This is a genomic window from Microbacterium sp. SS28 (genome assembly GCF_022761035.1).
Classification (GTDB): Bacteria; Actinomycetota; Actinomycetes; order Actinomycetales; family Microbacteriaceae; genus Microbacterium.
The window spans coordinates 208186-224975 of record NZ_JAKWJP010000002.1 but is presented as its reverse complement, the minus strand read 5'-3'; the positions used below and the strand labels follow the sequence as shown (position 1 = coordinate 224975).

The window sequence follows — 16790 nt, the reverse complement described above, 5'->3', positions numbered from 1 at the left end:
TCGAGGCCTGAGCCTGCCGGCTCTACTCCTCGGCGGGGTCGCGCGCGAGCAGGCGTGCGACCTCCTCGTCCCGTGTCTGGGTGAAGTCGTCGTAGTACTCGCCGACCGCCCAGAAGCCGCGTTCGCGATGCGGGCACACGTACTCGTCGACGTCTTCGGGGATCCAGGATGCCGGTGCCACGGGCACCGCCAGCACGACGTGCCGCGCGCCGCGCGCCTTCACGGCGCGGCACGCAGCGGTCGCGGTGGCACCCGTCGCGACGCCGTCGTCGACGATGATCGCGGGCCGGCCGGTGACGTCGACGGGATGCGGCGCGAACAGCGCACTGCGCCTCGCGAGCTCAGCCCGCTCGGCGGTCTCGACCGATGCGAGCTGATCGGGCGTTACGGCTCCCCGGCGGATCGCCTCGGGGTCGACGACGCGGACGCCGTCCGCGATCGCGCCGACGGCGTACTCCTCGTGGTGGGGCGTGCCGAGCTTGCGCACGACGGCGGCGTCGAGGGGCAGTCCCAGCGCGTGGGCGACCTCGGCGGCGACGACGACGCCCCCGCGGGGGATGCCGAGGACGACGGCATCCGTGGTCGCCCACTGCGCGAGTGCTGCGGCGAGCTCTCGACCCGCGTGGACGCGATCGGGGAAGATGGCCACGGCCTCACCCTACGCGCGGGCCATCAGGCGGCACAGGGTCCGCAGCGGCGGCAGCAGGGGAGTGGCGGGCTCGGAGGGAATGTCGAGAACCCGACCGGGGTTCTATGCAGACGAATGAAAGGATGGATCATGGCCATCAGCGATCCCTCTCAGCTCGAGCTCGGTCTCGACACCTTCGGCGATGTCACGCGCGACGCCTCCGGACGGCTCCTGAGCGACGCCGAGACGATCCGCAACGTCGTCGATCAGGCGGTCCTCGCCGATGAGGTCGGGCTGTCGTTCTTCGGGGTGGGGGAGCACCACCGACCCGAGTTCGCCGTCTCGAGCCCCGAGATCGTGCTCGCGGCCGCCGCGGCACGCACGAAGGCCATCCATCTCGGCACTGCGGTCACGGTGCTCTCCAGCGACGACCCTGTGCGGGTCTACGAGCGGTTCGCGACGCTCGACGCCATCTCGAACGGGCGGGCCGAGGTCATCCTCGGTCGGGGCTCGTTCGTCGAGTCCTTCCCGCTGTTCGGCTACGACCTGCGCGACTACGAGCTGCTCTTCGACGAGAAGCTCGCCCTCTTCTCGCAGCTGCTGACCGAGAAGCCCGTCACATGGTCGGGCTCGACGCGCGCGTCGCTCGAAGACGCCGACGTCTTCCCCAAGACCGAGAACGGGATCCGCGCGTGGGTCGGCGTGGGCGGCACGCCGGAGTCCGCCGTGCGCGCAGCCCGCTACGGCTACGGCCTCATGCTCGCGATCATCGGCGGTCCCGCACATCGCTTCCGCGTCTTCACCGACCTCTACCAGCGGTCGCTCGACTCGTTCGGCCGCGACCCCCTGCCGGTTGGCGTGCACTCGCCGGGTCACGTCGCCGAGACCGACCAGCAGGCATGGGACGAGGCCTACGAAGGCTTCGAGGCGATGAACAACACGATCGGCCGCGAGCGCGGATGGCCCGCGTACAACCGGCTGCGCTTCCAGCACGACGTCGGCCCGGAGGGCGCCCTCTACGTGGGCTCGCCCGACACCGTCGCACGCAAGATCGCCGACACGGTCCGCACGCTGGGGCTCGATCGCTTCGACATGAAGTTCTCGACCGGCACGCTGTCGCACGAGCGCATGATGCGCTCGATCGAGCTGTACGGAGCCGAGGTCGCGCCGCGCGTCCGCGAGCTGCTCGCGTAGCGCACCGCACCGGTCCCGGCATCCGTACGATGACGACATGACGGATGCCTCGACCGCGACGGTGTCGGAACGGCTCGACCGACTGCCCTTCACCCGGCGGCACCTCCGTGTGCTGACGGGCTCGGGCGTCGGCTGGGCCCTCGATGCGATGGACGTCGGCCTCATCTCCTTCATCATCGCGGCGCTCGCACAGCAGTGGTCGCTCGAGCCCACCGAGGCCGCGTGGATCGCCTCGATCGGGTTCGTGGGGATGGCGATCGGCGCGAGCGTGGGCGGACTGCTTGCGGATCGGTTCGGCCGGCGGCAGGTCTTCGCCCTGACGCTCATCGTCTATGGGCTTGCGACGGGCGCGAGCGCGCTCGTCGGCGGGCTCGCACTGCTCCTGATCCTGCGGTTCTTCGTGGGCCTCGGACTCGGCGCCGAGCTGCCGGTGGCTTCGACGTATGTGAGCGAGTTCGCGCCCGCGCGAATCCGGGGGCGCATGGTCGTGCTGCTCGAGGCCTTCTGGGCCGTCGGCTGGACGGCGGCGGCGCTGATCGGCTACTTCGTGATCCCGACCTCCGAGAACGGATGGCGGTGGGCGTTCGCGCTGGGCGCGATCCCCGCCGTGTATGCGCTCATCGTGCGCTGGGGGCTGCCCGAGTCGGCGCGCTGGCTCGAGCGACGGGGCCGCCTCGCCGATGCGGACGCCGTCGTGCGTGCATTCGAGGCCGAGGTCGCTGCGCCGACGGCGCAGCCCCTTCCCTCGAAGGAGCAGACGGCATCCGCTTCGCCGGAGATGCCCGCCGCCCCGACCACGCGCGAGCGCCTGCGACTGCTCTGGGGTCGGGAGTTCCGCGTCCGCACGGCGTGCCTGTGGCTGGTCTGGTTCTGCGTCAACTTCTCCTACTACGGCGCCTTCATCTGGATCCCGACGATCCTCGTCGCGCAGGGCTACGACCTCGTCCGGTCGTTCGGGTTCACGTTCATCATCACGCTCGCACAGCTGCCCGGGTACGCCGTAGCTGCGTGGCTCATCGAGGTCTGGGGCCGCCGCGCGACGCTCTCGATCTTCCTGGCAGGGTCCGCCGTTTCCGCAATCCTGTTCGGCACCGCCGCGGGCGAGCCCGCCATCATCGCGACGGGCATGGCGCTGTCGTTCTTCAACCTCGGAGCGTGGGGCGCGCTGTACGCCGTGACCCCCGAGATGTATCCGACCTCTCTGCGGGCGACGGGTTCCGGCTGGGCAGCCGGCGCCGGTCGCATCGCATCGATCGTGGCGCCGCTCACCGTCCCGCCGATGCTCGCGCTCGGCGGAGCCCCCGCGCTCTTCGTCCTCTTCGCCGCCTTCTTCGCTGTCGCCGCGATCGCCGCGTGGGGTCTCCTCGATCGCCGCGGTCGGGCGCTGGACGATCGCTGAACCCGCCTAGGCTGGGCCGGTGGCATCTGTTCGTTACGTCGCGATCGGCGACTCGTTCACCGAGGGCGTCGGCGACGATCTGCCCGACGGCCGCGTGCGCGGCTGGGCGGACCTCGTCGCCCACGGCTGGGCCGACGCGACGGACGAGCCCGTCGAGTACGCGAACTTCGCGATCCGCGGCAAGCTCGTGTGGCCGATCGTCGACCAGCAGCTCGAGCCGGCACTCGCCCTGAAGCCGACGCATCTCTCGTTCAACGGGGGAGGCAACGACATGCTCCGGCCCCGCGCGTCCCTTTCGCGGATCGTGGAGGCCTTCGACCATGTCATCCGTCGATGCGACGAAGAGGGCGTGCAGCTCATCGTGCTCTCGGGGGCGAACCCGTCGCCGCAGCTGCCGATGGGCCGCGTCTTCCAGCGCCGCGGCGATGTGCTGTCGGCTGCCGTCGGAGTGCGCCTGGACGAGCGCCCCGACGTCATCCGTGCGCTCAACTGGCCTGACCGCGAACTGTCGACGCCGGGCTACTGGTCCGAGGATCGCCTGCACATGAACGCTCGCGGTCACCACCGCGTCGCCGCCCGTGTGCTGACCGCCCTGGGGCTCGAGCCCCCGGCCGCGTGGTGGTCGCTGCCGGCGCTGCCGCCCGCCGCGGCGGTGCGGTCGACCTCGTACTACCGGGAGCACGTCGGACCCTGGGTGCGTCGCCGCATGACCGGCACGTCGTCGGGTGACGGACGTGAGCCGAAGTTCGCGACGTGGGCGACGTTCGACCCTTCGGAGGCCTGACGCCTCAGGCCCGTCCCGTGACGCGGTAGACGAGCTCGGCGAACTGACCCTTCTGTGCCACGGATTCCAGCGTGAGCCGGTCGGACTCGATTCGTCGGGGAAGGAGCGGTCTGCCCGCCCCGAGGGTCACGGGCGCGACCGACACCCGGACCTCGTCGAGGAGGCCCGCGTCGGCGAACTGCCCGACGAGGTCGCCACCGCCCACGACCCACACGTCCTTTCCCTCAGCGGCCTCCTGCAGCTCTGCCCAGACGTCGGCCACGGAGCCGGAGCGGAAGTGCAGCCGTGCGCCGGGGACAGCAGGCAGATCGCGCGAGGTCATGACGATCGAGAGCCGGTCGGCGTAGGAGCGCTGCCAGCGCTCGGGGTGTGCGAGCAGGTCCTCGTGGTGCAGGATCCACTCGTACGTGGTCGAGCCCATCACGAGGGCCCCGATCGTCGCGAGGAAGCCGCCGAAGTCGCTCTCGGCCTCGCCCGCTCCGGGGACGGTGAAGAGCCACGACAGCGAGTCGGCGGGATCGGCGATGTAGCCGTCGAGCGTCGTCGCGGTGTTGAAGATCAAGCGCGTCATGCGCTTACGGTAGCCGCGGCATCCGACATCTTGACAGCTATTCAACCAAAGGGTACTGTACCAATCAGTTGAATAAGGAGTGGACGGATGCCGCACCCGACGGAGGAGCAGCTCGATCGCACCTTCGGAGCGCTCGCCGATCCGACGCGGCGGCGGATCCTCGCGCGACTCGCGCAGGGCGAGGCCAGCGTGGGGGAGCTCGCGGCTCCGTTCGACATGACGTTCGCCGCCGTCTCGAAGCATCTGCGGGTGCTGCAGGCCGCGGGGCTCGTCACGCGGGGGAGGGACGCGCAGTACCGCCCAGCGCGGCTCGACGCGCGGCCGCTCGCCGAGGCATCCCGATGGATCGGCGACTTCGAGCGGTTCTGGTCGGACTCCCTGGGCGCGCTCGGCGCCTACCTCGAGGTCCTGCAGCAGCTCGCCCCGAGCTCATCGGCCCCCGACCCGTCACGCGACCCTGAACCACCACACGACCCTGAACCACCACACGACAAGGAGAACCCCCATGGCTGACTACTTCACCATCACGCGCGAGCTCACCGCACCGCGATCGCTCGTCTTCGACGCGCTCAGCAAGCCCGAGCACTTCGCGGTCTGGTTCGGGACCGCAGCCGTCGAGGTGCCGCAGGACTCGCTCACGATGGACGTCCGCGTCGGCGGCGCCTTCCGCGCCGTCATGCTGCTGCCCGACGGAAATCGGATCGACTGGGCCGGCGAGTACGTCGCGGTCGACCCGCCGTCGCACCTCGCGATGACGCTGACCGACAATCCGGATCAGTATGCGGGGCTCCCCGTGCTGTTCGACCTCGAGGAGATCGACGGGGGCACGCGCCTGACGATCCGCCAGGACCGCGCCGACTTCAGCGACGAGCAGGTCGCGGCGACCATCGCGGGCTACAACGCCTTCGTCGACGAGATCGAGAACGAGCTCGCGCGCATGCAGAACGCCTGATCCCAGCGGATTCGGGGCTTGTCAAGCCCCTGCGTCCGCGCGCACCGATCTGCCAGCATCGAGCAACGGAAGGGACTCCACTTGGGGAGGTCCCGGAAATGGAGCCTCGCATGAGCATCGGTGCCGGAATCGTCTTGTTCGTCCTCGGAGCGATCCTCGCGTTCGCCCTGAACGTCCAGGTGGACTGGGTGAATCTGGATCTCGTCGGCTACATCCTGATGGGTGCAGGCGTTGTGATCGTCCTGATCGGGATCGTGCTCCTCTCACGCCGCCGCCGCTCGGACGTCGTGCAGCGGACCACCGTCGACCCGGTATCCAACGAGCGTGTGACGCGGCAGTCCTCGAGCACGCCCGACGACGCAGCGGGGCTCTAGACCCTCAGATCGCGCCAGGCCGGCGCAGCGCCTCCTTCGCGAGGGCTGCGCCGGCCTTTGCGCTTTCCGCGGGCGTGCCTCCCTCGAGCGCCGCGGAGAGGTAGCCGGCGGCGAAGGCGTCTCCCGCACCCGTCGAATCGAGGGCGTCGGACACGCGTTCGACGGGCACCTCGGTGACGGCGCCGTCGGACCGGACGAGTACGGGATCGCCGCCGCGCTTCACGACGAGCACGACGTCGCCCGCGACGTGCACATCGAGTTCGTCGAGGAGGCGCGCTTCGTCGGCATTCGCGAACACGACGGTCGGCGAGAGGGCGGACAGGATGCCGCGCAGCTCGTCGCGCCCGTGCGCGCGCATCGACGCGACGCTCGAGAGATCGAGGCTGACGGGCGCGCCGCTCGCGCGCACGCGCGTGGCCGCGGCACGCAGAGCCGCCGCCGACCCCGGTTCGGCGAATCCGTACAGCGGAACGTGCAGCCAGCTCGTGCCCTCGAGCCATGCGGGGTCGATCTCCCCGAGCTCGGCCGCCGCGCCGCGGTCGGTGAGCATCGTGCGCTCCGCCGCGTCGTCGACGAGGATCACGATCGATCCCGTGCGGCCCGCGCGCTGCACGCGCACCTCGACCCCGGCCTCGGCCAGCTCGTGCGCGAGGGCTTCGCCCTCGGCATCCGTTCCGATGCGTCCGATGAAGCGGACGGATGTCGACCGCGCCGCCGCCGCCGCGACATTGGCGGCGCTGCCCCCGCGGACGTGCGTGATGACGGCGGGATTGTCGGTGCCGATCTCGAGCGTCGTCGCGCCCAGCACGACGACGTCGGCGATGAGGTCGCCGATGACCGTGAGCGTCATGCGCGACTCGCCATCGCGGCCGCGATCTCGGCGCCGAGAGCGACGTTGCCCCGGTACACGGCGACGTTGACGTCGAGACTGCGCCCGCCCGTCTCGCGCTGCATGAAGTCGAGCAGGAACGGCGTCGTGTCGTGACCTGAGACGCCTTCGGCGGCGGCCGCGGCGAGCGCGCGCGCGAGCACGTCGTCGTGCAGGTCGGCGGGCAGCTGCGCTGACTCCTCGACGGGATTGGCGACGAGGATCGTCGAGGAGATCCCGAGTTCGTCCCGTGCCGCCGCGATGTCGGCGATCTCGTCGGCCGACGCGACCGAGTACTCGATGTCGTATCCCGAATCGGCGATGTAGAACCCGGGGTAGTCGGTCGTGCGGTAGCCGACGACCGCCAGATTGAGCGTCTCGAGCCGCTCGAGGGTCAGCGGGATGTCGAGGATCGACTTGACGCCGGCGCTCACGACGACGAGCGGCAGTTGCGCCAGGGTCGGAAGATCCGCCGACTCGTCGAAGGTCTGCTGCGCGTCGCGGTGCACGCCGCCGAGCCCGCCCGTCGAGAACACCCGGATGCCGGCGCGGTGCGCGAGGAGCGCTGTCGCGGCGACCGTCGTCCCGCCGTGGAGGCGCTTGGCGGCTGCGATCGGCAGGTCGCGCACACTCAGCTTGACGACGTCGTCGGCGGTCGAGAGCCGTTCGATCTCGGCGGTCGAGAGGCCGACGACGGCACGCCCCTCGACGACGCCGATCGTCGCGGGCACGACGCCCGCGGCCCGCACGCGCTGCTCCGCCTCGAGGGCGACCACGAGATTGCGGGGGCGGGGGAGTCCGTGCGTGAAGATCGTCGATTCGAGCGCGAGGACCGGGATGCCGCGGCCCACGGCATCCCGGACCTCGTCGGAGACATGCACGGCCATTGCGCCCCTCTCGTCGCGTCCCACAGTACGCACCGGGCGGCGCCGATCAGCGGTTGCGGCGACGGCGTGCCGAGCGGGGCGGCCGCGGCGCGTCGAGTCCGATCCGGATGCGCGTCTTCTTGCGCTCCACGACGATGAACGCCGCGCCGAGCGCCCAGAGCGGTACCTGCGTGAGGAACGCGAGACGGAAGGCCTCGAGCGTGTACGTCTCGGGCGTGCCGGCCCCCTGCGCGTCGAGCGCGAGGCCGATCAGGAGGATCGCGAGCAGGCCCGCGAGGAATCCGCCCACGTTCGTGATGCCCGTCGCGGTGCTGAGCCGGTGGCTCGGGTTGTGGGTGCGGGCGTGGTCGAACGCGATCATCGAGGCGGGGCCGCCCGTCGCGAGCGCGAGGGCGAGCGCCAAGAGCAGCCACAGCGGCGCCGGCTCGGGCCACGCGATGACGGTGAGCCAGACGACGGCCTGCACAGCGATCGTCGGCAGGACGAGGGCACGCGAGCGCAGATGCGGGATGCGCGCCGACAGCATCCCGACGAACGGGCCCATGAGCATGCCCGCGATGACGTACACGAGCATGATCGTCGCCGCCTCGGCGTTGGTGCGGCCCTCGCCCGCCGTGAGAAAGGGCACGCCCCACAGCATGACGAAGGCGGTGCCCGCGAACGGTGTCGTGAAGTGCGACCAGAAGGCGAGGCGCGTGCCGGGGTGCGACCAGGCGGCACGCATGCCGACGCTCGTGTCTGCCGACGAGGTCACGACCCGGATCGACCCCGTGTCGGTGTCGACGGACACATCGGCATCGCGTTCGGGAGGATGATTCCGGATGACGAGGGCGACGAGGATCGTGAAGAGCACGCACAGCCCCGCGAGGCTGCCGAACGCGACGCTCCACGACGTCGCGTGCAGGAGCGCCGCGAGCGGGACGATCGCGATGATCTGCCCGCACTGGCCGATGATCCCCGTGAACTGCACCATGACGGGCGCCCGCTGCGCGGGGAACCACGTTGCAATGAGGCGCAGGACGCTCGGGAACACGGCGGCGTCGCCCGCACCGAGCAGCATGCGCGCGACGATCGCGACGCCCACGTTGGGCGAGACCGCCATGACGAGCTGCCCGACCGCCATGAGCGCCATCCCGATCGCGATGATGGGGCGGGCGCCGAAGCGGTCGAGCCAGACGCCGACCGGCAGCTGCATCGCCCCGTACACGGCGAGCTGCAGCACGGCGAACAGCGAAAGCGTCGAGGCATCGGCCTGGAAGCGTTCGGCGGCGTCGACGCCGACCGAGGCGAGCGACGTCCGGTTCGTCACCGCGAGCACATAGGCGGCAACGCCGACTCCCCAGATGATCCACGCCCTCCAGGAGGGCTGGGCCTGCAGGGGAGTCGTCATCAGTCGTGCGTCGTCAATCCGAATCGATTCGAGGGTTGCTTCCAGCGTATCGTCCGGATCGGCATCCGTGATCCGGCCGGCACCTCAGCGGCGCGATTTGCGCTCACACCGCGCCGGCGATCGGGATCAGGCGCGCTCGACGGGGAGCCACAGCTCGCACGTCGCCGTGCTGAAGTCGGGGGAGCGGTCGAGCACCGCCACGATCGACGGTCCCGGCCGCAGCCGCCACGGGTTCGACGGCAACCAGTCGGTCGCGGTCGCCGCCCACGTCGCCTGCAGTGCGGCGGGGTACGGCCCCTCCGTTCGGAAGACGGCCCACGTGCCCGCGGGCACGGCGATCGCCGTCAGGTCGTCGGGCACGGATGCTCCGTCCTCCACCGCGACGCCGTGCAGGTATGTGAGTTCGCTGCCTTCGGCGTAGTCAGGGTCCACGTCCGCGCTCACCTGCAGCAGCCCCTCGGGCTCGGTGGTGCTGAGCCCCTTGAGTCGGGCGTGCTCGTCGATCGGCAGCGCGGCGATGTGCGCCTGAATGTGCGGATTGACGCCGCTGTGGATGAGCGGCACGCGCGCCGCGTGCCCGATGAGATGGAAGGCGGGTCGGTCGACGATGCGGGTGTCCATGGGGGTGTTCCCTTCTACGGTCAGGCGGAACCTGAGCTGTGGCTGCGAGCGAAGGGGGCCGCCGTCACGGCGCACGTCGGCAGGCCCGACGCCGTGCACGGCACGGAACGCGCGGCCGAACGCCTCCGTCGAGCCGTACCCGTAGCGAACCGCGATGCTCAGCAGATCGTCGTCTCCGAGCAGATCCGCGGCCGCAACGGTCATGCGACGCCGCCGGATGTACTCCGACAGCGGCATGCCCGCGAGCGACGAGAACATCCGGCGCACGTGGTACTCCGTCGCTCCGAGGCTCGCGACGAGGTCGCCGAGGTCGATCTCGTCGCCGAGGTGTTCCTCGACAGCGTCGACGACCCGGTTGAGTATCGCGATCACGGCCTCTCCTTCGACATCCAGCCTCGTCCTCTCGCGCCGCGGCCACCCGACTTTCACGGTCCGATCCGATCGTGCCAGGAGTCGGGCGTAGACTCTCGGCGAACGTGACACGATCCGAGGAGGTGAGCCCGATGCACGCACTGTCCACTCCGGGCGCTCCCTCGAGTTCACGATCGCGCGACTGACATAGCCGTCGCGGGGAGCGCATCCTGCACTCCAAGAAAGCTGCGACCATGAACCTCTTGTTCTCGCGCACCTCAGAAACATCCGCCCACGACGACTCCGCCTCCCGCACCGCGCTGGTGCTCGGGGGCGGCGGATCGGCCGGCAACGCCTGGCTGATCGGCGTCGTCGCCGGTTTCTCCGACGGCGGTCTCGATGTGACCGACGCCGACCTCATCATCGGCACTTCGGCCGGATCGACCGCCGCCGCCCAGATCACGGGGGCGGCGCCCGCCGACCTCTTCTCCGCCACCCTCGAGGTCCCACCTGTGCGGACGGCGCCGACCGGCAGCGATCGCCGGCCTCCCGTGCTGACGACGAGCCATCTCGAGAGGTTCGACGCGATCATCGCGGCCTCCTCCGACATGGCCGACGTGCGACGCCGGACGGCTGCCGCATTCGCGGAGCACGACGTCCCCCAGCAGTCCGAGCGGTGGCGCACGACTGTCGCAGCTCGCCTGCCCCACGCGGAGTGGCCGCGGCAGCGCCTGCAGATCACGGCAGTCGACGCCCGCACGAGCGAACCTGTCGTGTTCGATCGCGACAGCGGGATCGAACTGGTCGACGCCGTCGCGGCCAGCTGCGCCGGCGGCTTCGCGTACCGCATAGGGGAGGGGCGGTACATCGACGGCGGCTACCGGTCGAACGCCGACAACGCCGATCTCGCCGCCGGATTCGCCCGCGTGCTCGTGCTGTCGCCGCTCGGCGGCAGGACACGCACCCCGTTCGCGTGGGGCACGCACCTCGCGACGCAGCTCGACGAACTGCGGGCGCAGGGGAGTGGCGTCGAGACGATCTTCCCGGATGCCGATGCGCTGTCGGCTTTCGGCGACGACCTCATGGACTCTTCGACGCGTCCTGCGGCGGCTCGCGCCGGGTTCGCGCAGGGGAGAGGTCTCGCCGCCCACCTCGGCGGATTCTGGCGCTGACAGCGGGGGAGCGGCCTACTGTGCGGCCTGATCGCCGCCGGTGAGCCGCTCAACCTGCCACTCGTGCACTTCGGGCAGCCACTCGAGCGGGGCGGCGGGGCCGATGCGGTAGTCGTCGAACTCGCCGCCGTCACGGAGGTCCTGGACATACGCACGGTCCAGGGCGATGCGTGCGCGCACGTCGTCGCCTCGTCCCACCGATCCGTGACCCGGGATGACGACGTCGACCTCGCCCGCGACGCCCTCGAACAGGGCGAGCGCCGCGAGGTAGTCGTCGATCGGACTCTCGGCCCGCGGGTCGAGGAAAGGCATCAGGATGTCGGAGAGCATGTCGCCTGCGATCAGGACGCGTGGCTCCGCGATGAGCAGCGCCGCGTGACCGGGGGCGTGGGCCCGATGCTCGAGGATCCGCACCGCAGGGCCGTCCCACGGAAGGATCGTCGCCTCGGCGGGCAGAGGCGTGAGCAGTCCGAGCAGCTCCATCGGGATGTCGTCGGCGTGCTCCGGGGGGAGTCCTTCGGCGACCTGCTCGCGCCAGTCCGCGCTGGCGAGGACGTCCCGGATGGATGCCGCACCCCGCGCCGTGCTGTACCGGGGGACATCGCCGAACCGCGCGTGCCACAGCACGTGGTCCCAGTCGGGGTGCGTCGAGAAGCCCGCCACGACGGGAAGCCCCATCTCGCGGAGGTCGTCGGCGATGTGCTCCAGTTCGTCGCGCGTGATCCCGGGGTCGACGAGCAGCACGCCGTCGCGGCCGCGCACGACGACGGAGTTGCTCTGGATGAACTGGCTCTCGTGGACGAGAACGCCGTCGGCGACTTCCTGCAGCATCCCCCCATTCTGGGGAAGTGTCCGCTCATCCGGAAGAACCCAGGAGGAGGGCGCTCCGTGAAAGAGTTGACATAATGTGCATTATCGGCGATTGCACGTACTGGTAACGTCGCGCGTGTGACCGCACGTCCTCGCTTCGTCTGCCGGGGCGGGTTCGCGCTCACAGCGCCGCCGGAGCGGGCGTTCCCGCTGTTCACTGCAGCCGGTGAGCGACTCTGGGTTCCCGGGTGGTCGCCGGAGTTTCTCGCAGACGTCGACGACGACACGGCGCCCGGAACCGTCTGGCGCACGTCGGCCGACGGCCGCGAGACGACGTGGATCGTCGTCGAGTCGATACCGCCCACCGCGGCGACCTACGCGCGGTTCACGCCGGGACACAGCGCGACGAGGGTTCGCGTGCGTCTGGAGCGAACGGATGCCGGCACCCGGGTCGACGTGGGATACGACATCACGTCGCTCGACGAGGCGGCCGATGCGCTGCTCGAGCAGTTCGCGCAGGACTTCGACGAGATGCTCCTGGAGTGGCAGCGAGGCACGTCCGCCGTCCTCGCCGGCGAAGACGCGGCATCCGTCTCCTGATCGGGGTCTGTCAGCCGGAAGCGATCTCGGCGCATCCTTCGAAGCGCAGACGGATGCCGCCTCCTGCGTCGCGCAGGATCACGAGCAGCGTGTGACTGCAGCCGCGGCAGCGCACGATCGATCCCGCGTCGTCTCGCTCGACGACGACCTCGCCCATCGGATCGTGCGCCCCGCAATGGCGGCATGTGATGCGCAGGGTCGAGGCATCCGCGCTCATGAACTCGGCCAGGATGCCGGCGAGCGCATTGCCGTCGACGTGTTCGACATGCGCGCTCATCAGGCGCCTCCGAATCTCTCGGTCTTGATCCGCGCCGACGGATGCCCGCGCGCGACGAGCGCTCGTGCGACGAACTCGACGAACCCCGTCGGGCCGCACACGAACACGAGCGGGTCGTCCGCGACGGGCCAGACGGCGGCATCCAGGGCCTCCGCCGACAGCCGGCCGACCGTGCCCGTCCAGTCCCGCGCCGCGCTGCGTGTGAAGACCCAGTCGACCTCGACTCCCCCATGATCCGTCAAGCCGTTGAGCTCATCGCGATATATCGCGTCTTGCGGGGTCTTCACCGAGACGAGCAGCCGGAACGGCTGGGATGTCGCGGCCTCGACCCGCGCGCGCACCATGGCGCGCAGCGGCACGATGCCCGAGCCGCCCGCGATGAGCTGCACGGGTGACGGATCGTCCCGGTGCCACACGAAGTAGCCTCCCAGCGGTCCGAGCACTTCGAGCTCGTCCCCCGGCGCGACGTCGTGGACGAGATACGGCGACACCTCGCCGTCGGGCACCTCGTCGACGCCGAGCTCGATCGAGTCCCCGTCCCCCGCGAGCGCGAGCGAGTAGGAGCGCACGGCTTGGTAGCCGTCCTCGGCGGTGAGGCGCACGTCGACGTGCTGTCCCGGAAGGCTGCCGGGCCATCCCGGGGCCTCGAGGCGGAGGATCCGCGAGCGCGGCGAGGCCGAGACCGCCTCGGCGACGCGCGCCTCGCGCCAGAGCACGCGACCGGGCGCAGTCACCAGTAGCGCTCCTCGGTCCACGGATCGCCGTGCAGGTGATAGCCGTTCTGCTCCCAGAATCCCGGGTCGTCGTGCTCGTGCAGCACGAGCGCGCGCACCCACTTCGCGCTCTTCCAGAAGTAGAGGTGCGGGATGAGCAGCCGCGCGGGACCGCCGTGCTCGGGGTCGAGCGGCTCGCCGTCGAACTCGAAGGCGATCCACGCCTTGCCGCCGAGCAGATCCTCGAGCGGCACGTTGGTCGTGTAGCCGCCATACGAGTGCGCCATCGCGTACTCGACGCTCGTGTCGATACCCTCCATGAGCGTGTCGAGCGAGACGCCGCGCCACGACGTGCCGAGCTTCGTCCAGCGCGTGACGCAGTGGATGTCGGTGTCGATGTCCTCGATCGGCAGCGCCTGGAACTCGTCCCACGTCCACGACGTGTCTTCACCCGCCTCGGTGCGGATCGTGAAGCGCCACTCCCCCGTGTCGATCTCGGGGGTGGGGCCTGCGGAGAGCACCGGGAAGTCCTCGGTCAGGTACTGACCCGGCGGCAGCCGCGGGTCCGACTCGCGACGACGATCGCCGAAGCCTCGGGAGAACACTGCCATCGACTCCTCCTCACGCCGGCGGGCGACATTCCGCCGACGGCACCAGGCTAGCGAGGCCCGGCTCGAGGCGTCGATAGCCTGAAGATGTGACTAGCCTCGACGACTGCCCGGACACCCCGTGATCGAGTCCCTCACGGGGTTCGCCGTCGTCGGCGTCGCGATCCTCGTCGGCTGGATCATCGGGCGCACCGATCTGCTGGGCGAGCACGGGCGCCCCGTGCTCGCGCGGCTCACGTTCTTCGTGCTCTCGCCGTTTCTGCTGTTCGTCGTGCTGAGCCAGGCTGACGTGCGACTGCTCTTCTCCGCGATGCTGCCCGTAGCCGCGATCGCCGCGGTGTCGGTCTTCGTCGTCTACGTCGCGGTGGCGCGCTTCGCGTGGCGGCGCTCGACGGGCGAGATCGTCATCGGCGCCCTCTCGGCGGGGCAGGTCAACTCCAACAACATCGGCATCCCCCTGTCTCTCTACCTGCTCGGATCGGCCGCGTACCCCGCCCCCGTCATCCTGATGCAGCTGCTCGTCTTCACCCCGATCTCGATGACGATCCTCGAGACGGTCACGGCGGGGCGGACGTCCTTCCCGCGGGCGCTGCTGCGCACCCTGACAAACCCGATCGTGGTCGGGTCGATCCTCGGCACGATCGTCTCCGTCACGGGCCTCGAGCTGCCGCCGATCGTCATGGAGCCCGCGCAGCTCGTCGCGAACGCGTGCGTCCCCGTCCTCCTCATCTCGTACGGCATCTCGCTGTACGGCCAGCGCGTGCTCGCGCCGTCCGGGCGCCGCCGCGACATAACGCTCGCGACGCTGCTCAAGCTGTTCTTCATGCCGATCGTCGCGTGGGCCGTGGGCGAGTTCGTATTCCGAATGCCGGCGCACGACGTCCTCGTCGTGGTCGTGCTGGCGGCCCTGCCGACGGCCCAGAACGTCTTCAACTACTCGCAGCGCTACGGAGTCGGCGAGACGATCTCGCGCGACACCGTCTTCCTGACGACGGTCGGCTGCGTGCCCGTGCTGCTGCTCGCGACCTATCTGCTCGCCTGAGCGCCCTCCGAAACACGGCGAAACCCTCCGCCATAAGGTGTGATCGAACCGCGCGGCTGCGCGGAGTCTGTCGCGGCGGGGTCTAGGCTGGGCCAGAACCTCTCAGGAAACACTCAGAAAGGGCTCCCATGTCCGAATCCGCAGCCGAGAAGTCGGCCATCAACGGCGTCCGCACCGCATTCGGTGTCGGTGGCGTTCTCTCCATCCTCGCCGGTGCTCTCATCATCTGGCAGCCGCAGGGCGCTGCCTTCTTCGTCACCATCGTGATCGCGATCTACGCGATCGTCGGCGGGCTCGTCTACGCCGGCCTCGGCATCTTCTCGAAGTCCAAGGGCGGCTGGGCCCGCGTCGGCCACATCGTCCTCGGCCTCATCTTCATCGCCGGTGGCGTGGTCGCGCTCCTCAACCTGCAGCAGGCGACCGCCTGGCTCGCGATCTTCGTCGGCATCCTGATCGGTATCCTCTGGGTCGTCGAGGGCATCGTCTCGCTCTCGACGCTCGGCGACGCCGCTTCGAAGGGCTGGACGATCTTCTTCGCGATCATCAGCCTCATCGCCGGCATCTACCTCATCGTCACGCCGCTCCTCGGTGCGGCCGTGCTGTGGTGGCTGCTCGGCATCCTGCTGATCGTCCTCGGCATCATCCAGATCATCCGCGCCTTCAAGTTCTCGGGCCGCGACTTCTGAGTCATGCAGAGAAGAAGGGCCCCGGGGATTCCCGGGGCCCTTCTTCTCTGTCCTGCGGTTACTCGTCGCCGAACGAGTCGGTGTCTCCGACGAGGCGCGTGTTGTCGGCGGGTATCGGCTCGACGGCTGCGAGGGCCACTTCGGCAGCGAACTCCGAGACGTTGTAGAGCTTGCCGGCGTCCTCGCGGCGTGCCGCGATCGCGCCCGGATTCGCGCGCTCGAGGAGCGTCGCGGTGATCGTGCCCTCGATCATGTCGCCGGACACCACGACGAACTCGACCCCGCGCTCGGTCAGCGCGGGGATCCGCTCGCGCAGCGCGTCCTCGCCCGCACGCTTGGACAGCGCGACCGGCTCGTACTCGGGCATCGTCGGAGTCGTGCGGATGAAGTGCGCCTGGTGGCTCGTGACGAACACGACGCGCGACCCCTCGTGGAGCAGCGGGAGCGACGTCTCGAGCACATTGACCTGCGCGTCGCGGTTGAGCAGCAGGGCGTAATCCTCGGCCATGCCGGACTCCATGCCGCCCGAGGCATTCAGCACGAGGATGTCGAGCCCGCCGAAGGTCTGCGAGACCTGGTCGAACATCGCCTGCACCGACTCGGGGTCGGTCAGGTCGGCGCCGACGACGAGCGCCTCGACACCCAGCTCGCGCAGCTCGGAGGCGAGCTTCTCGGCGCGCGGAGCCTTGTTGCGGAAGTTGATGACGACGTTCGCGCCGGCCTGCGCGAAGTAGCGCACGGTGTCGGCGCCGATGCCGCGCGACGAGCCCGTCACGAGGGCGGTCAGGCCCGTGAGCGAGCCGGGAGCAAGGGGCGTGAGGGGTTCGGACACGTGACTTCCCAAGGGGTTGCGATGGTGCCGA

General features: G+C 70.1%; 21 protein-coding genes. 10 read left to right on the top strand and 11 right to left on the bottom strand.

Going from position 1 to position 16790, the window contains the following annotated elements; translation table 11 throughout:
- Window positions 1-22: 22 nt before the first annotated feature.
- Window positions 23-649, bottom strand: a complete 627-nt coding sequence (locus MJ607_RS06390) for a phosphoribosyltransferase (RefSeq protein ID WP_243074739.1) — start codon at window positions 647-649, stop codon at window positions 23-25.
- 129 nt (window positions 650-778) lie between these two features.
- Between MJ607_RS06390 and MJ607_RS06385 the strand changes: the two genes are divergently transcribed.
- Genes MJ607_RS06385 through MJ607_RS06375 form a run of 3 tightly spaced genes read left to right on the top strand, consistent with a single transcriptional unit; the run spans window position 779 to window position 4005 of the window.
- Window positions 779-1822, top strand: coding sequence for an LLM class flavin-dependent oxidoreductase (locus tag MJ607_RS06385; RefSeq protein ID WP_243074738.1), 1044 nt, complete (start codon window positions 779-781; stop codon window positions 1820-1822).
- A 37-nt stretch (window positions 1823-1859) separates the two neighbouring features.
- The gene (locus MJ607_RS06380) at window positions 1860-3221 is read left to right on the top strand and encodes an MFS transporter (protein WP_243074737.1); all 1362 of its coding nucleotides are present in this window, start codon (window positions 1860-1862) and stop codon (window positions 3219-3221) included.
- Window positions 3222-3240: 19 nt separating this feature from the next.
- The gene (locus tag MJ607_RS06375; protein WP_243074736.1) at window positions 3241-4005 is read left to right on the top strand and encodes an SGNH/GDSL hydrolase family protein; all 765 of its coding nucleotides are present in this window, start codon (window positions 3241-3243) and stop codon (window positions 4003-4005) included.
- A gap of 4 nt (window positions 4006-4009) precedes the next feature.
- Here MJ607_RS06375 and MJ607_RS06370 read toward each other — a convergent pair whose 3' ends face one another.
- Window positions 4010-4576: a dihydrofolate reductase family protein gene (locus MJ607_RS06370; protein ID WP_243074735.1), complete on the bottom strand. Its 567-nt coding sequence runs from the start codon at window positions 4574-4576 to the stop codon at window positions 4010-4012.
- Between the two features lie 87 nt (window positions 4577-4663).
- On the opposite strand from MJ607_RS06370, the gene MJ607_RS06365 reads away from it, so the two are divergent.
- The 3 genes from MJ607_RS06365 (at window position 4664) to MJ607_RS06355 (ending at window position 5902) form a co-directional block, all read left to right on the top strand.
- Window positions 4664-5089 carry a helix-turn-helix transcriptional regulator gene (locus MJ607_RS06365; protein WP_243074734.1) on the top strand — a complete coding sequence of 142 codons (426 nt, stop codon included), beginning with the start codon at window positions 4664-4666 and terminating at the stop codon, window positions 5087-5089.
- On the top strand, window positions 5082-5528 hold the full coding sequence (locus tag MJ607_RS06360; RefSeq protein ID WP_243074733.1) for an SRPBCC domain-containing protein: 447 nt from the start codon (window positions 5082-5084) through the stop codon (window positions 5526-5528). The genes MJ607_RS06365 and MJ607_RS06360 overlap by 8 nt, the downstream gene beginning before the upstream one ends.
- A 110-nt stretch (window positions 5529-5638) precedes the next feature.
- On the top strand, window positions 5639-5902 hold the full coding sequence (locus MJ607_RS06355; protein ID WP_243074732.1) for a DUF6458 family protein: 264 nt from the start codon (window positions 5639-5641) through the stop codon (window positions 5900-5902).
- 4 nt (window positions 5903-5906) lie between these two features.
- Here MJ607_RS06355 and MJ607_RS06350 read toward each other — a convergent pair whose 3' ends face one another.
- The 4 genes from MJ607_RS06350 to MJ607_RS06335 all read right to left on the bottom strand — a co-directional run bounded on the left by MJ607_RS06350 (window position 5907) and on the right by MJ607_RS06335 (window position 10040).
- The gene (locus tag MJ607_RS06350) at window positions 5907-6752 is read right to left on the bottom strand and encodes a carbohydrate kinase family protein (RefSeq protein ID WP_243074731.1); all 846 of its coding nucleotides are present in this window, start codon (window positions 6750-6752) and stop codon (window positions 5907-5909) included.
- Entirely contained in the window at window positions 6749-7657 is a 909-nt protein-coding gene (locus MJ607_RS06345; protein WP_243074730.1) for a pseudouridine-5'-phosphate glycosidase, read from the bottom strand. Before MJ607_RS06345 ends, MJ607_RS06350 begins: the two co-directional genes overlap by 4 nt.
- A gap of 46 nt (window positions 7658-7703) precedes the next feature.
- Window positions 7704-9047, bottom strand: coding sequence for a nitrate/nitrite transporter (locus tag MJ607_RS06340; RefSeq protein WP_243074729.1), 1344 nt, complete (start codon window positions 9045-9047; stop codon window positions 7704-7706).
- Window positions 9048-9173: 126 nt separating this feature from the next.
- Entirely contained in the window at window positions 9174-10040 is an 867-nt protein-coding gene (locus MJ607_RS06335) for an AraC family transcriptional regulator (protein ID WP_243074728.1), read from the bottom strand.
- A gap of 233 nt (window positions 10041-10273) precedes the next feature.
- Here MJ607_RS06335 and MJ607_RS06330 point away from each other — a divergent pair, with 233 nt between their 5' ends.
- Complete coding sequence (locus MJ607_RS06330; RefSeq protein WP_243074727.1) at window positions 10274-11191, top strand: patatin-like phospholipase family protein; 918 nt, start codon at window positions 10274-10276, stop codon at window positions 11189-11191.
- Between the two features lie 15 nt (window positions 11192-11206).
- Here MJ607_RS06330 and MJ607_RS06325 read toward each other — a convergent pair whose 3' ends face one another.
- Window positions 11207-12022, bottom strand: a complete 816-nt coding sequence (locus MJ607_RS06325) for an MBL fold metallo-hydrolase (RefSeq protein ID WP_243074726.1) — start codon at window positions 12020-12022, stop codon at window positions 11207-11209.
- A 117-nt stretch (window positions 12023-12139) separates the two neighbouring features.
- Between MJ607_RS06325 and MJ607_RS06320 the strand changes: the two genes are divergently transcribed.
- Complete coding sequence (locus MJ607_RS06320; RefSeq protein WP_243074725.1) at window positions 12140-12601, top strand: SRPBCC domain-containing protein; 462 nt, start codon at window positions 12140-12142, stop codon at window positions 12599-12601.
- 10 nt (window positions 12602-12611) lie between these two features.
- Here MJ607_RS06320 and MJ607_RS06315 read toward each other — a convergent pair whose 3' ends face one another.
- From MJ607_RS06315 to MJ607_RS06305, 3 genes are read right to left on the bottom strand one after another with little or no spacing between them, the layout of a single operon-like run.
- Window positions 12612-12878, bottom strand: a complete 267-nt coding sequence (locus MJ607_RS06315; RefSeq protein WP_243074724.1) for a DUF6510 family protein — start codon at window positions 12876-12878, stop codon at window positions 12612-12614.
- Window positions 12878-13612, bottom strand: a complete 735-nt coding sequence (locus tag MJ607_RS06310) for a ferredoxin reductase (RefSeq protein WP_243074723.1) — start codon at window positions 13610-13612, stop codon at window positions 12878-12880. Before MJ607_RS06310 ends, MJ607_RS06315 begins: the two co-directional genes overlap by 1 nt.
- Entirely contained in the window at window positions 13609-14202 is a 594-nt protein-coding gene (locus tag MJ607_RS06305; protein WP_243074722.1) for a sulfite oxidase-like oxidoreductase, read from the bottom strand. Before MJ607_RS06305 ends, MJ607_RS06310 begins: the two co-directional genes overlap by 4 nt.
- Before the next feature lie 118 nt (window positions 14203-14320).
- Here MJ607_RS06305 and MJ607_RS20165 point away from each other — a divergent pair, with 118 nt between their 5' ends.
- Entirely contained in the window at window positions 14321-15241 is a 921-nt protein-coding gene (locus tag MJ607_RS20165) for an AEC family transporter (RefSeq protein ID WP_243074721.1), read from the top strand.
- Window positions 15242-15369: 128 nt separating this feature from the next.
- Window positions 15370-15927 carry an HdeD family acid-resistance protein gene (locus tag MJ607_RS06295; protein ID WP_243074720.1) on the top strand — a complete coding sequence of 186 codons (558 nt, stop codon included), beginning with the start codon at window positions 15370-15372 and terminating at the stop codon, window positions 15925-15927.
- Between the two features lie 58 nt (window positions 15928-15985).
- On the opposite strand, the gene MJ607_RS06290 is transcribed toward MJ607_RS06295, so the two are convergent.
- Complete coding sequence (locus MJ607_RS06290; protein WP_243074719.1) at window positions 15986-16759, bottom strand: SDR family oxidoreductase; 774 nt, start codon at window positions 16757-16759, stop codon at window positions 15986-15988.
- Between the last annotated feature and the right edge of the window lie 31 nt (window positions 16760-16790).

What these genes read in the sequence shown, in the direction of transcription:
- MJ607_RS06340 (WP_243074729.1), bottom strand. Translation starts at nt 9,047, where the DNA reads ATGACGACTCCCCTGCAGGCCCAGCCCTCCTGGAGGGCGTGGATCATC.
- MJ607_RS06330 (WP_243074727.1), top strand. Translation starts at nt 10,274, where the DNA reads ATGAACCTCTTGTTCTCGCGCACCTCAGAAACATCCGCCCACGACGAC.
- MJ607_RS06380 (WP_243074737.1), top strand. Translation starts at nt 1,860, where the DNA reads ATGACGGATGCCTCGACCGCGACGGTGTCGGAACGGCTCGACCGACTG.
- MJ607_RS06370 (WP_243074735.1), bottom strand. Translation starts at nt 4,576, where the DNA reads ATGACGCGCTTGATCTTCAACACCGCGACGACGCTCGACGGCTACATC.
- MJ607_RS06355 (WP_243074732.1), top strand. Translation starts at nt 5,639, where the DNA reads ATGAGCATCGGTGCCGGAATCGTCTTGTTCGTCCTCGGAGCGATCCTC.
- MJ607_RS06365 (WP_243074734.1), top strand. Translation starts at nt 4,664, where the DNA reads ATGCCGCACCCGACGGAGGAGCAGCTCGATCGCACCTTCGGAGCGCTC.
- MJ607_RS06385 (WP_243074738.1), top strand. Translation starts at nt 779, where the DNA reads ATGGCCATCAGCGATCCCTCTCAGCTCGAGCTCGGTCTCGACACCTTC.
- MJ607_RS06315 (WP_243074724.1), bottom strand. Translation starts at nt 12,878, where the DNA reads ATGAGCGCGCATGTCGAACACGTCGACGGCAATGCGCTCGCCGGCATC.
- MJ607_RS06350 (WP_243074731.1), bottom strand. Translation starts at nt 6,752, where the DNA reads ATGACGCTCACGGTCATCGGCGACCTCATCGCCGACGTCGTCGTGCTG.
- MJ607_RS06345 (WP_243074730.1), bottom strand. Translation starts at nt 7,657, where the DNA reads ATGGCCGTGCATGTCTCCGACGAGGTCCGGGATGCCGTGGGCCGCGGC.
- MJ607_RS06325 (WP_243074726.1), bottom strand. Translation starts at nt 12,022, where the DNA reads ATGCTGCAGGAAGTCGCCGACGGCGTTCTCGTCCACGAGAGCCAGTTC.
- MJ607_RS06295 (WP_243074720.1), top strand. Translation starts at nt 15,370, where the DNA reads ATGTCCGAATCCGCAGCCGAGAAGTCGGCCATCAACGGCGTCCGCACC.
- MJ607_RS06305 (WP_243074722.1), bottom strand. Translation starts at nt 14,202, where the DNA reads ATGGCAGTGTTCTCCCGAGGCTTCGGCGATCGTCGTCGCGAGTCGGAC.
- MJ607_RS06360 (WP_243074733.1), top strand. Translation starts at nt 5,082, where the DNA reads ATGGCTGACTACTTCACCATCACGCGCGAGCTCACCGCACCGCGATCG.